Source organism: Streptomyces sp. NPDC012637 (genome assembly GCF_042954805.1).
Lineage (GTDB): Bacteria > Actinomycetota > Actinomycetes > Streptomycetales > Streptomycetaceae > Streptomyces.
This window is the reverse complement of the sequence record NZ_JBIBDS010000002.1, coordinates 122,980-135,661: the sequence shown is the minus strand read 5'-3', so window position 1 is coordinate 135,661 and position 12,682 is coordinate 122,980. Positions and strand designations below refer to the sequence as shown.

The 12,682-nt window shown below is 74.0% G+C and carries 14 protein-coding genes; 9 read left to right on the top strand and 5 right to left on the bottom strand.

The features are described from left to right. Positions 1-130: 130 nt before the first annotated feature. The 5 genes from ACFY8W_RS08690 to ACFY8W_RS08670 are packed head-to-tail and all read left to right on the top strand — an operon-like array spanning position 131 to position 3,643. On the top strand, positions 131-397 hold the full coding sequence (locus ACFY8W_RS08690) for a Flp family type IVb pilin (RefSeq protein ID WP_391102105.1): 267 nt from the start codon (positions 131-133) through the stop codon (positions 395-397). Between the two features lie 53 nt (positions 398-450). Continuing rightward, positions 451-1,074: a hypothetical protein gene (locus ACFY8W_RS08685; protein WP_391102103.1), complete on the top strand. Its 624-nt coding sequence runs from the start codon at positions 451-453 to the stop codon at positions 1,072-1,074. 24 nt (positions 1,075-1,098) lie between these two features. Further along, positions 1,099-1,680, top strand: coding sequence for a hypothetical protein (locus ACFY8W_RS08680; protein WP_391102101.1), 582 nt, complete (start codon positions 1,099-1,101; stop codon positions 1,678-1,680). A 9-nt stretch (positions 1,681-1,689) separates the two neighbouring features. Continuing rightward, positions 1,690-2,304, top strand: a complete 615-nt coding sequence (locus ACFY8W_RS08675; protein WP_391102099.1) for an OmpA family protein — start codon at positions 1,690-1,692, stop codon at positions 2,302-2,304. Between the two features lie 7 nt (positions 2,305-2,311). Continuing rightward, the gene (locus tag ACFY8W_RS08670) at positions 2,312-3,643 is read left to right on the top strand and encodes a hypothetical protein (RefSeq protein ID WP_391102097.1); all 1,332 of its coding nucleotides are present in this window, start codon (positions 2,312-2,314) and stop codon (positions 3,641-3,643) included. 28 nt (positions 3,644-3,671) lie between these two features. On the opposite strand, the gene ACFY8W_RS08665 is transcribed toward ACFY8W_RS08670, so the two are convergent. Genes ACFY8W_RS08665 through ACFY8W_RS08655 form a run of 3 tightly spaced genes read right to left on the bottom strand, consistent with a single transcriptional unit; the run spans position 3,672 to position 6,447 of the window. Then, complete coding sequence (locus ACFY8W_RS08665; protein ID WP_391102095.1) at positions 3,672-4,409, bottom strand: hypothetical protein; 738 nt, start codon at positions 4,407-4,409, stop codon at positions 3,672-3,674. A 19-nt stretch (positions 4,410-4,428) separates the two neighbouring features. Beyond that, entirely contained in the window at positions 4,429-5,382 is a 954-nt protein-coding gene (locus tag ACFY8W_RS08660; RefSeq protein ID WP_391102092.1) for a hypothetical protein, read from the bottom strand. A 45-nt stretch (positions 5,383-5,427) separates the two neighbouring features. Next, positions 5,428-6,447, bottom strand: coding sequence for an endonuclease domain-containing protein (locus tag ACFY8W_RS08655; RefSeq protein ID WP_391102089.1), 1,020 nt, complete (start codon positions 6,445-6,447; stop codon positions 5,428-5,430). A 361-nt stretch (positions 6,448-6,808) separates the two neighbouring features. Here ACFY8W_RS08655 and ACFY8W_RS08650 point away from each other — a divergent pair, with 361 nt between their 5' ends. After that, positions 6,809-7,153 (top strand): hypothetical protein, encoded by a 345-nt coding sequence (locus tag ACFY8W_RS08650; protein ID WP_391102087.1) that lies wholly within the window; start codon positions 6,809-6,811, stop codon positions 7,151-7,153. A gap of 23 nt (positions 7,154-7,176) precedes the next feature. Beyond that, on the top strand, positions 7,177-8,331 hold the full coding sequence (locus ACFY8W_RS08645; protein ID WP_391102085.1) for a hypothetical protein: 1,155 nt from the start codon (positions 7,177-7,179) through the stop codon (positions 8,329-8,331). A gap of 154 nt (positions 8,332-8,485) precedes the next feature. On the opposite strand, the gene ACFY8W_RS08640 is transcribed toward ACFY8W_RS08645, so the two are convergent. Beyond that, positions 8,486-8,860, bottom strand: coding sequence for a DUF192 domain-containing protein (locus ACFY8W_RS08640; protein WP_391102083.1), 375 nt, complete (start codon positions 8,858-8,860; stop codon positions 8,486-8,488). A gap of 29 nt (positions 8,861-8,889) precedes the next feature. Between ACFY8W_RS08640 and ACFY8W_RS08635 the strand changes: the two genes are divergently transcribed. Next, positions 8,890-9,636: a prepilin peptidase gene (locus ACFY8W_RS08635; RefSeq protein ID WP_391102081.1), complete on the top strand. Its 747-nt coding sequence runs from the start codon at positions 8,890-8,892 to the stop codon at positions 9,634-9,636. 24 nt (positions 9,637-9,660) lie between these two features. After that, positions 9,661-11,325 carry a DUF2079 domain-containing protein gene (locus ACFY8W_RS08630; protein ID WP_391102079.1) on the top strand — a complete coding sequence of 555 codons (1,665 nt, stop codon included), beginning with the start codon at positions 9,661-9,663 and terminating at the stop codon, positions 11,323-11,325. A gap of 183 nt (positions 11,326-11,508) precedes the next feature. On the opposite strand, the gene ACFY8W_RS08625 is transcribed toward ACFY8W_RS08630, so the two are convergent. After that, positions 11,509-12,666, bottom strand: coding sequence for a DNA glycosylase AlkZ-like family protein (locus tag ACFY8W_RS08625; RefSeq protein ID WP_391102076.1), 1,158 nt, complete (start codon positions 12,664-12,666; stop codon positions 11,509-11,511). Positions 12,667-12,682 lie beyond the last annotated feature (16 nt).

Genomic DNA, 12,682 nt, shown 5'->3' with positions numbered 1-12,682 from the left:
GACCGAGCGTGGGGGAGGCGAGACCGTCTCATGGATCTGACTACGCACGGTGATTGGTTCTACGGGCACTGTGAACACCCCACCCATACGGCGTACTCTGCCCCCGTCGCCGGACACGGAGGGGAACACCATGAACGACGCGATGCTGAAGGCCCTGACCAAGGCCCAGGCGCACGCGAGTACTTGGTCCGCCAAGGGCGCCGCCCGCGCCCGGGCCCGCGCCGCACGGCGCGGCGACCGGGGCCAGACGGCGGTCGAGTACCTGGGAATCATCGTGGTGGTGGTGGCGATCGTGGTCGCGATCTCGGGGACGAGCATCGGCCAGGACATCAAGGACGCCATCTCGCGCAAGATCACCAGCCTGACCGGCGGTGGGGGCGGCGGCTCGGCGCACTGACGTGCCGACGGCGCACCGACGCAGGACAGGCGCTTCCCGTCTACATCACGGTGATGGCAGGGCTGCTCTTCCTCGCGTTCGTCTACTTCGCGGTCGCCCAGGCAGCCGTCACCCGCAGCGGAGGGCAGACGGCGGCCGACGCCGCCGCACTCGCCGCGGCACAGGACGCACGCGACCAGCTGCGCGACGGCTGGCGCCAGGTGATCCTCGACCCGGAAGCGTGGGACGACTACCTGCGAGGTCGGCTGTACGTCCTCGATTCCGCATGCGATCGGGCCGCGGGGTTCGCGCGGGACAACGGAGCCGCGCTGGCCGAAGGCGACTGCACGGACCGGCCGTCGGGCGGGGGCGTGGAATTCCGGGTCCGGGTCAGCACCCTCGGAACCGTGGGCAGCTCACTCGTACCCGGCACGGAGGACCAGCACGCCGAGGCGACGGCGACAGCCGTCCTGGAGCCCCGCTGCCACTTCGAGGCGCCCGAGCCGACACCGCCCCCGCCCACGCCGACCGAACCGACGCCGACGGGCTCGCCCACACCGGAACCGACTCCCACGCCGAGCCCCGAACCGGAGCCGATCACCGGTCTCGTCTGCGGCGGCGAGGAGTGGACGATCGATCCCGAAGACCCGCGACTGCCCGACGCGGCGGATCTCTTCACCGTTCGACTGACTGACTGAACGACGAGCGAAGGACCTTGGACCATGAATGTTCAGCACGCGAGGAAGGCCCGCAGGGGGGCGGCCGTAGCCCTGGCGGCTGGACTGGCGCTCGTCGTGACCGGGTGCGGAAGCGAGGAGGAGCCGAAGAAGGGGCCGGTGGCGGCGACCTCCGCGGCTCCGGGCGCGGCCGGCAAGGATGCCAAGCCGTCCCCCCCGGCCGACCTCACCGAAGTCCTCGCCGTGCTGAAGGGCCAGGAGGGCCTGGAACTCACGGTGAACGCGGCCGCGCGCGATGCCGGAGGCTTCCTCACGGTCAGCGGCCAGCTCAAGAACACCTCGGACGCCGCCGCCCTGATCTCCTCTCACCTCAGCGGTGACGAGACGGAGATCATCAAGCACGGCAACTCGCTCGGTGGCGCCACCCTCCTCGACTCCGTCGGCAAGAAGCGCTATTACGTCCTCCGCGACACCGAAGGGCGACCGCTCACGACCACGAGGCTCTCCAGCCTCGAGCCGGGAGCGACGACGAACGTCTTCATGCAGTTCCCCGCCCCGCCCGCCACCACCACCGAAGTCTCGCTCCAGCTTCCCACCTTCACCCCCGCCACCATCAAACTCTCCTGAGGCGCAGTCATGACGACGACCACACCGCGCCGCCTCGCCGCCCTCTCCGTCACCGTGCTCCTCCTCGCCGGCGGCGTCGGCGGTACCGCCCGCGCCGACGATCCGCCCGGGTCCACGTCCAACGGGGGGCCGCCGCCCGTCATCGACGCGCACTCGCCCGCGCTGATGCTGCCCGACGGCGCCACCCTCGCGCCCGCGAAGGTCCTGGACATCAAGCAGATCGTCGAGGAGGAAGGCGGCGAGCAGCGGCGCGAGGACACCAACGTCGACGTGACCTTCGCCCTCCAGGCCGAGGTCCTCTTCCCCAAGGACAGCGCCAAGCTCAGCTCCGCCGCCACCGCCCGCATCGCCGCCATCGCCGCGGAGATCAACAAGCAGACCTCGCGGCGCGTGCGGGTCTTCGGGTTCACCGACGACCTCGGCACGTACGAGCACGGACTGAAGCTCTCCAAGGAACGCGCCGACGCCGTCCAGCAGGAGCTCGCCAAGAACCTCGACCCGGGCACGACCTTCGACATCCGCGGATACAGCGAGGACTATCCCATCGCCGACAACTCCACCGAGGAAGGGCGGAAGAAGAACCGACGGGTCGAGGTGTCCTTCCCGCGCACCTCCGGCGGGTAGCGGGGCGATGCGCAGGGTCGCGGCCGCCGCGCTCGTCCTGGGGGTGCTCGCCACTCCCGCTCCTTCCTCCTCTCCTCCCTCCCCTTCTCCTTCTTCTTCTCTCTCCTCCTCTCCTCCGTCCGGGTACCAGGCCGCCTCCGACACCCAGCGCACCCGTACGGGCGCGCTGCTTCCCGGGCCCGGCACGTACGCCGACGACATCGCCAAGGGCGAGACCCGCTCGTACCGCGTCCGGCTCGACGGCACCACGAACGTCTACCTCTCCGTCGTCCTCGCGCCCGGTCCCGGCACAGCCGTCGACGTCGTGGACGGCATCTCGTTGTCCCTGCGCGCCGCTTCGGGGCCCGCCTGCGGCCTCCGCACCGACGTCCGCTTCTACGGCGACACCGCGCGCCCCGTGGCCGACTACGTCAGCCGTCGCGTCGAACCGGGACGGGACTGCCAGGAGCCGGGGGAGTACGTCCTCGACGTGGAGGGCGTCGGGAGGGACACCGGGTCCCAGGAGAAGCCGTGGCGCTGGCCGATGGAGATCGGCTACGTCGAGGAGGCGGCGCCCGGGAGCGAGGTGCCGCCCCCGTTCCCGCCCACGGCGTGGTCCACCGAGCCGCCCGCCGGAGCGCTCCGCGACGGGGGGACGCGCCGGGTGCGCGGCGGCACCGGGTTCAACGACGCCGCGCCGCTCGCCGGGTCCGGGAGCTGGCGGGACGAACTGAGGCCGGGGGAGAGCCGGTTCTACCGGGTGCCGGTCCGCTGGCGGCAGCAGCTCTTCGCGCGGGCACGGTTCGGCAACGCCGAGCCGCCGCCCGGTGGCTCGGCCCTGCCGGACGGACTGCGGCTCGCGCTGTACAACCCGGCGCGCGGAGCCGTGGACGAGCGCAAGGGCCTGTACACCGGCGAGCCCGCCACCCTCCTCCTCGGCAGCGCGCCCGCCGCCTACGCCAACCGAACCGAGGGCGCCACCGAGGCCGTCGGCGCGATGCGTTTCGCCGGCGACTACTACCTCCAGGTCACCCTGGACCGCCGGGTCCCCGCGCCCGTCCCCCTGGCCCTCGACCTGGCACTCGCGACCCCGTCCGCGGCACACGCCGCCCCGGCACCGGGCCGGGCCGCCGGCCCCGCCTCCGACGCGGATTCCGGTCTGGCTTCCGGCCCGAACTCCGGCCGGGCCTCCGCATCCGGTCCCGACCCCGGCTCGGATCCGGTCCTGCGCGCCGTGGGCATCGCCGGCGTCTCCACCGGCACCGCCCTCGTCGCCTCCCTCGCCGCCTGGCCCCTCCTCCCCTCCCGTCGCCCCCGGCCCCGCTCCCGTCCCCGCGGGCGTCACGCCCGCGGGGCGTGACGCCCGGTCCGCCGTCCGGCCGGCTCGGTCAGTTCATCGCGGCGCGCAGGCTGGGCACGCCGTGGAGGGGCCCGCGCAGGCCGGTCGGGGTGCGGACCCCGCTCTCGGCGAGGAACCGGCGCACCGACGAGTGGTTCGCCGCGCTGGTCACCGTGATCTCGGACTCGACGGTCCTGTGCTCGAAGCCGTTGGTGACCCGCACGGTGAAGCGGTACGCCGTGCGGGGCCGCAGCGGGTGGTCCGTCGTGAACGTGCCGCTGTAGTGGGCGCCGTGCGGGTTGATGTTGTGGGTGTGGAGCCGGGGCTGGTCGTGCGGGCCCCAGAAGATGTCCCCGCTGTTGTAGGAGTACGAGGACCAGCTGATCGTGATCCGGTTCTCGTGCTGGAGCGTCTTGGGCTCACGGGCCACGATCGCCAGGACGGGCACGGACGGCACCTGACCGGTGTGCCCCGGTGTCCCGCCGCCCGGCACCTGGACGGGAGGGAAGGCACTGCCCTGCACGTCGTCCGGCGGGCCGGCCCACTTGAAGACGACGGAACCGGCGAGCACCCGTCCCGCGTACGGCTGGATCTGGGCCGCGGGTACGTCGGTCTCCCGGACGGCACCGTCCATGGGCTCCGTGGCGAGGCCGTGGGGCAGCTCGACCCAGACCTCGTCCGGTTCCTCGGGGTCGGGGAAGAACCGGTCGAGGTCCCATTCCAGGTGCAGCGCCCCTTCGTCCGTGAGTTGGACGACGGTGACCACCGGGGGTTTGCGCGACGCCATGTCCTGTGTCCTTCCCGGGCTACTGGAGGGTGACGACGACGGGCAGCAGCCCGGTGCCGTCCGCCATCGGGGCCAGTGCCTTTCCGACGACGGCACCGAGCGTCCGGGACGCGTCCGTGGCCTTCATCGCGTGGCCGGGAGTGGGCGACGAGGTGAGGAGGTCGCCCACCTCGATCGCTCCGTAGGAGGCGTCGACGTGGCAGTAGGCCTTGCCGACCATGGCGATGGGCTGGGCACTGCCGTCGTCCGCGCGCCCGGAGTCGAGGATCAGTCCCGGCCGGTAGCTGCCGGCACCGGCGACGATCCCGACGACCCTCTTGTCGTACGCGCGGTCGGCCGGGGCGATCCGGCCGTCGTCGTCGAGACTCATGAGGGTCCCCGGCGCGCACGCCGGCGCGGCGGGCCGAGTCTCGAAGAGTTCGGCGAGGTCGCCGCCGACGAGCCGGATGTCCCCGGTGACCTCGACGTCGCCGTTGACCACGACCTTGCCCTGGAACACTCCCGCGGGACCGTGCTTGCTCGTGCCGAACACGCCCGCGCCGTTGACGCTCTGCCCGACGACTCCCGACCCGTCGGCCTTGTTCTCGCCCCAGACCCCGGCGGCGCCCGTCGCGGCCGGGGAACCGGTCTCCCCGTACACGCCGTGCCAGTGCCGGCTCTTGCCGATCACACCGGGACCGCCCTCGACGCCCTCGCCCATCACGCCGGCCCCGCCGGTGGTGCTGTCCGTCTTGCCGTAGACCCCCATCCAGTTGCGGCTCTCCCCGATGACGCCGGGGCCGCCGTTGGTGTTGCTCCCGTAGATTCCGGCCCCGCCGGTCGTGCTCGAACTCAGACCGGCGACGCCGTGCCAGGTGCCGCCGTCCCCGCGGACGCCCACGGAGCCGCCCTGACCGAGCACGGCGATGCTGTCCCCCTCGGACACGCCGTGAAAGGCCGATTCACCAGAGGTCTTGTTCTCGACGGTCGCCATCGTGTGGAGCCCTTCTTCCGAGACCCGTTGTCGTCACGACGCCCTCTACCCATAGGGGACGTCACGGACACGGGAGTCAACCCGGGCGGTGCAGGAAGAAACGATCAATCCGCCCTCGCCGTCGCCCTGTTCGCCCAAAGCCGCCAGCGCCGCCCGGATCGTGGCCGTCATGCGTTCCGGGTGGCCGAAGACCTCGCGGGCCGTGAAGCGCAGGACGCGGCGGACGCCCGGACAGTTCTGCAGCTCGTTGAAGCGGCGGACATCGCGTTCGTGGGCCTCGCGGGTGCCGTGGTACGCGAAGCCCTCGATCTCGACGACGAGCCCGGCGGCGCGGAAGTAGAAGTCGGGATGCAGGGGACGGCCGGTGACGGTGTGCAGGGTCGGCTGGGTCTCGGGGCTCAGCCCCGCGTCGCGCATCCGGAGCCGGGCGACCGTCTCCGCGGGCGAGCCGGAGCCGGCCACCGCGAGCGGCAGCCAACGGCGGGCCGAGGGGCCGCCCGCGCAGTGGGGCGCGGCGAGTTCGACGGCCAGCTCCTCGGCGCGGACGAGGGGCGCGCGGTGGAGCCCGGCGACGAAGCGGTGGGACAGCGCCGAGTCCGCGACGACCACGGCCGCCTCCCGGCTGCCGGCCGCCCGTATCAGGTCGCCGACCGTGCGCGCCGCGGTCGTCACCCGCAACCCGCGTCGGACCGCGCAGTCCTGTTCGGTGAGCCGGGACGTGCCGTGCACACGTATCCGGCCATGAGCGACTCTGCCATGACGGGCGCTGAACTCGAGGACGTCGGCGTCGTCGGCACCCGCCCGCGCGCCCGTGAGGAGTTCGATCCGGTGCGCCGCCGCGGCCGTGCGGTGGCTGCACACCAGCTCGGGCCTGAGCAGTTGGGCCGCCCGGGCCCGCGTCCGCCAGTCCACCTCCTTTCCCGGGAGCGCCCACGCGCCCCGCCAGATCCGCTGCCAACCCTCCCCGCGCAGCCTTCGGTCGAGTCGCCCCCGCGGCCAGCCCGCGGCGAGCGCCCACACCGTGAGCAGCACCCCGCCCCTGGCGAGGTTCATCAACTCGTACATACGAGCAACGATCCACGGAAGAGCGACACTTCGCACCCCCTGTGGAAAACCCGTCGAAAGACCGCGTCAGGAAAGCGCAAAAGCGCCGCGCCAGGACACTTCGCCGGGAGCATCCTGGTGCGTGGAGCTCTCCTTCGCCGGTTCCCTTGGCCGGCTCCGCACCGTTTTCCGGAATGGGCAGCCGATGACGACCCCTACTCCCCTCCCCAGCACCTCCCTCCCCAGCACCTCCCTCCCCAGCACATCCCTCCCCAGCACCCCCCTCTCCGGCACTCCCCTCCCCAGCACCTCTCTCCCCAGCGCTCCCCTCTCGACCGGACCCCTCTCGGCCACCCCCGTCTCGACCCGCCCCACTCCCAGCGTGCAGCTGGTCAGTGACCTCGTCGCCCGGGTCCCCGAGTTCCGGCCGGCGTTCGACGCACACGTCTTCCGGCAGGGCGACGTCCTGCCGCACGTCTTCTTCTGGGACGTCGTGCAGGGCACGGTGCGCGCGTTCCTCGGGGAGGAGGGCTGCGCCGTGGACTGGCGGCGGACGCTCGACTTCCTCGAGGAGCAGTGCAACCGCGGCGAGGTGGGTGTCGACGAGGTGATCGTGACGTCCTTCCTCGGTGATCTGCCTCACCCCCACGAGCCGGGGTACGCGATCGTGCGGCAGCTGGGACCGGTCATGGCGGCCAGGTTCCTGCGGCTCCGACCGGGCGGCTGACGGGCGCCCGCATAATCGACCGCATGCCCCGCACCACCCTCGGCCCGACCTCCGCACCGGCTCCCACTCCGGCTTCCGCTCCGACCCGTACGCGCCCAGGCCCGCCCTGGGCCGCCCTGGGCGGCTACGCGGCCACCCGTCTCCTCGGGCTCGTCGCGCTCGCGGTCGCCGCGGCGGTCATGGACAAGGACGGGCTGCACCGGCTCAAGGGGCGCTGGGACGCGGTCTGGTACTCCCGGATCGCCGAGCACGGCTACGGCCACGAGGTGACCCTGCCGAACGGCGACGTCCACTCCGACCTGGCCTTCTTCCCGCTCTTCCCGGCCCTGGAGCGGGCCGTCTCCGCCGTCCTCCCGGTCGACGTGGCCACCGCCGGACTGCTCGTGTCCTGGGCCGCCTCGCTCGCCGCGGCCTGGGGCATCTACGCGGTGGGCGCCCAGGTGGCGGGGCGGCGGGCCGGCGTGGTGCTCGCGGTCCTGTGGGGTGCGTACCCGACGGCGTTCGTGCAGTCGATGGCGTACACGGAGACGCTGTTCACGGCCCTCGCCGCCTGGTCGGTCCTGGCGGTGCTGCGGGGGCGCTGGATCCTGGCCGGGGCCCTGTCGGTGTTCGCGGGGCTGACCCGTCCGACCGCGGCCGCGCTGATCGCGGCGATCGGTGTCACCGCGCTCGTCACCGTCGTGCGCGAGCGGCGGTTGCGGGCGCCGGTGGTGGCCGGGGCGCTGCTGGCACCGCTGGGCTGGCTCGCGTACATCGTGTACGTCGGTGTCCGCCAGGGCAGCGCCACCGCCTACTTCGACGTCCAGGCGGCGTGGGGCAACTCCATCGACGGCGGCGTCGCGCTCGCCCGCTTCATCGCGGGGCTGCCGTGGCCCGCGGCGCTCGGCCTGTGTGCCGCGCTCGGGCTGCTCGGCTGGCTGGTCGTGCTGTGCGTGCGGCAGCGGCAGCCGCTGCCGCTGCTGGTGTACACGGTCGCCGTCGTGGTGATCTCGCTGGTCGGCGCCGCGTACTTCGGCTCCCGGCCGCGGCTCATGATGCCCGCCTTCGGGCTGCTGCTGCCGCCCGCCGTGGCACTGGCCCGGCTCCGTACGCGTACGGCGGGCCCGGTGCTCGGCGCCCTGGCGCTCGCCTCCGCGGTCTACGGAGCCTTCACCTTGCTCGGCTCCGGCCCGCCGTGACGGTCACGCGCCTGCCGGCCGATCCGTTCCCGGCCCGCCATGACCGTCCCGCGTCTCCTGGTGGCTCCGCCGTGACGTCACCCGTCTCCTCGTAGCTCCGCTTCCCGGCTCCGCCTTGACGGTCACGCGTCTCCTCGTAGCTCCTCCATGACGGTCACCCGTCGCCTCCTGGCTCCGCTCCCGCCTGCGCCGTGACGGTCACGCCGCGCCGTAGCCCCCACTTCGCCATCGCGCCGCCCTCCGCCTCCAGTACGTGCCGGCCGCGCGGGCGGATCATGCCGAGCCGGCCCGGGCGCATGGTGACGACGTCGAGAACGGTCCACGAGCGGTCCAGGTAGGCCACGTCGATCGTGAGGCGCATCCCGAAGGTGTGGATGCTGTTGGTGGGCGTGATCAGCAGGGCGCCCTCGATGCCGTCGCGGCCCAGCAGGCCGCGCCGCCGGGCCCGGTAGGAGGCCGCGATCTCCAGCGGCACCGCCCCGGCCGGTGTGTGCAGCGTTCCCCGTCCGTCCCGCCAAGTCCTCCCCATGGGGCCGACCCTAGCCCTAGGGTCGGCCCGTGGACGCCCTGTCGCTCGCCCTCGTCGTGGCCGCCGCCCTGTGGGGCGGGGCGGCCGGGCTGCTCGTGCCGCGTGCCGCGTACCGCCTGGCGGTCGCGCCGGAGGAGCCCTGGCGGCACGCGTGTCCGGCGGGCCACCCGTTCGCGGGGCCGGCGGCGGGCTGGCTGGGCGGTCCGGGGCGAGCCGGCTGCGCGACCACACCGGCGCCGCTCACCGCGCCGCTCCTGACGGCGGCGGCCTGCGCCGCGCTCGCCGCGGCGAGCGGCGTGCCCCGGCCGGAGCTCGTGGTGTGGCTCCTGGTGGCGCCCTTCGGCACGCTGCTCGCGTTCGTGGACGTACGGGTGCACCGGCTGCCCGACCGGCTGACGCTGCCGCTCGCCGTGGTGCTGCCCCTGCTGCTCGCGCTCGCGGCGCTCTCGCCGTACGCGGCGGGCTCCTGGCCCAACGCCCTGCTGGGGGCGCTGGTGCTCGGCGGCGGCTACCTCGTCCTGTTCCTCGTGCACCCCGACGGGATGGGCTTCGGTGACGTGAAGCTGGCGGTGCCGCTGGGCGCGGCCCTCGGCTGGTACGGCTGGGGCGTGCTGTTCGTGGGGGCGTTCGCCGGTTTCCTGCTGGGCGCGCTGTACGGGCTGGGGCTCGTCCTGGCCGGCCGGGCGGGGCGTGGCGCGGCGATCCCGTTCGGCCCGTTCATGATCGTGGGCGCTCTCCTGGGGCTGCTGCTCGGCGCGTTCACCGCCCTCCCCTGAGGGCACTCCCTAACATCACCCCATATGCCCCATATGTCGCACGCGAGGACCGCCGACGAGAACGTGCCCCTGGAACGGCCGGAGCCCGCGCCGGCCGACCAGGCCGACCAGGCCGACCAGGCCGACCCTCCAGGTCCGGCCGACCCGGCCCGCCAAGTCGACCCGTCAGGCCCGCCCCCGCCCTGGTACCGGCGGACCGCCCTGCTGCCCTGGGCCTGGGCCGCGGCACTGTGCCTGCTGTACGCGACCGTCGCCGTGCGCCGCCACCTCCTCATGCGCACCACCGGCTACGACCTGGGCATCTTCGAACAGGCCGTCCGCGCCTACGCGGAGTTCCGCGCGCCCGTCGTCCCGCTGCGCGGCGAGGACTTCAACCTCCTCGGCGACCACTTCCACCCGCTGCTCGCCGTCCTCGCCCCGCTCTACCGGCTGTTCCCCTCACCGCTCACCCTCCTCGTCGCCCAGTCCGCCCTTCTCGCGCTCGCCGCCGTCCCGCTGGTCCGCTGGGCCGTGCGCGCGGTCGGCCCGCGCGGCGCCCACGCCGTCGCCGCCGGCTACGGACTGAGCTGGGGCGTCGCCTCCGCCGCCGCCTTCGACTTCCACGAGGTCGCCCTGGCCGTACCGCTGCTCGCGTTCAGCCTGGAGGCGCTCGGCCGGCGGCGGTGGCGGGCCGCCGTCGCCTGGGCCGCGCCGCTGCTCCTCGTCAAGGAGGACCTGGGGCTCACGCTCGCCGCCGTCGGCGCGTGCATCGCCCTCAAGGGCCGTACGGACGGGCGCGCGAGGAAGCTCGGCCTCGCCACCGTCGCCGCAGGGCTCGCCGGCTCGCTCCTGGAGATCAAGGTCCTGCTGCCCGCCCTCGGGCCCACCGGCGGCTACGCCCACGGCGGCCAGCTCGCCGCCGCCCACGGCTCGCTCCTCTCCGCGCTCGCCCACGGCCCGCTCGACCTGCTGCGCCCCGACGTCAAGGCGACCACCCTGATCCTGGTCTTCGCTCCGTCCGCGCTGCTCGCGCTGCGTTCACCGCTCGCGCTGGTCGCGCTGCCCACCCTGGGCTGGCGCATGGCCTCCGAGAACGGTTTCCACTGGGGCACGGCCTTCCACTACAGCGCGGTCCTCATGCCGGTCGTGTTCGCCGGCCTCCTCGACGTCCTCGGCCGCGAGACCGGGCGCGAGACCGTCGGCGTGACCGGTCGCGTGACCGGCGGCGCCGGAGATCGCGAGACCGCCCGCCGCAACGTCCGCGCCGCCCTCGCCACCGTCCTCGCCGTGACCGCCGTCCTCATCCCCTCCTTCCCGCTGGCGCAGCTCGCCCAGCGGGCCACCTGGCACACCACCCCGCACCTGGAGGCCGCCCGCGCGCTGCTCGCGCGGATTCCCGACGGCGCGACCGTCGCCGCCTCCAACCGGCTCGCCCCGCAGCTCACTTCGCGCTGCACGGTGGTCCTCTTCCCCACCTTCCCGGTCGACGGGCGGCTCTACGAGTACCGGCGCGAGAACCTGCCGCGGCCCACCGCCGAATGGATCGTCCACGACCCGCAGACCCCGGAGGCCTGGCCGTACAAGGAGGGCCACTGGCCCTATCCGCTGGAGCAGCAGCGGACGGAGCTGGCGGCCGCCCGCCAGAAGTACGGGTACGAGGTGGTGGCGGTACGCGACGGGATCACCCTCCTGCACCGGAGCGCCCGCTGAGGCAGCCCGTCAGACCGTGAGGCGAACCGTCTGGCCGGGAGGGATCCGTCTGGCCGGGAGGGATCCGTTAGGCCGGGAGGCGATCCGTCTGCCCGTGAGGGATCCGTCAGGCCGTGAGGGGCCCGTCAGGCCGGGAGGCGATCCGTCTGGCCGTGAGGGATCCGTCAGGCCGTGAGGGACCCGTCAGGCGTGCGGGCCCACCGTCACCGGCCCCACCGTCAGTTCGGCCCGGCCCTCTAGGAGCTCCGCAACGCGCTCCGCCTCCGCCTCCAGGTCCCGCAGCCGGGCCGTTGGGAGCTTCCGCAGCGGCTCGACCGTCACGGCGATCCGCTTGCCCGAGCGGCGCTGGTGCCACACGCCCGCCACCGTGCCGTCGACGAGGAGCACCGGATGGTTTCCGGCCTGGCCGCCCGCCAGCGCCCGGTCGTGGGCCTTGCCCGGGAAGAGGCGCTCGCGCGGCTGGGAGGCCACGGCGAAGGCGTCGAAGTAGGGCAGCAGCCGCACCCCGGCCGGCGGCCGCTCGTCCGGGAAGTCCGTGTCACCGGCGGCGACCCACGCCGTCGCCCCGTCGAAGGACACCTCCTCGATCCGCCCGGCGGCCGCCAGCGAGCCGAACAGCTCCGTCGCCCAGCCGGCCGGCGCCGCCAGCCACTTCGCGAGGTTCCCCGGCGTCGCCGGGCCGTACGCGCGCAGGTAGCGCTCCACGAGCTCGCCCGTCGCCCGGCCGCCCGTCGCGGGGCGGACGCCCGGATTGGTGTACGTGGCCTTCCGGCCCCGGTCGCGGCCGAAGCACAGCACCCCGCGGTGCGCGGCCAGGTGGGTCACCTGCCGCCAGCGGGGCCACTTGTCCTGGAAGGCGTCCATCACCCGCTCGCCCGCCCAGGGGCCGGTGCGCGCGACGATCGCGTCGGTCAGCTCGTCCACGGTGAGCTCCGCGTCCGTCAGCGCGTCCGCGACCGCCGCCACGACCTCGTCCGTCTGCGCCGCCGTCATCCGTACGTGCGGCGGCTGCCCGCTCTTCCCGGCCGGCAGCGCGGACAGCGCGCCCGTCCACATCGGCAGGTCGTCGGCCGGCAGCAGGTGCACGGTGCCGCGCGGCCCGTACGTCTTGACCAGCGTGCGGTCCTGCCACAGCGCGGCCCGCACGTCCGCCCGCGTCCCCTCGGCCCTGCGCAGCGCCACCGACAGCTCGGCAGCCGACAGGACCTGGGCGTGCGCGCCGAGCATCGCGGCGGCCACCGCCGCCGGCGGGGCGTCCGCGGGCCGGTCGAGGAACTGGCGGCGGATCCGGCGTGCGTCGGCCCGCGCCCAGGTGACGTACGGCGGTGTGGAGGTCGTCATGCCCCGACCGTAGGAG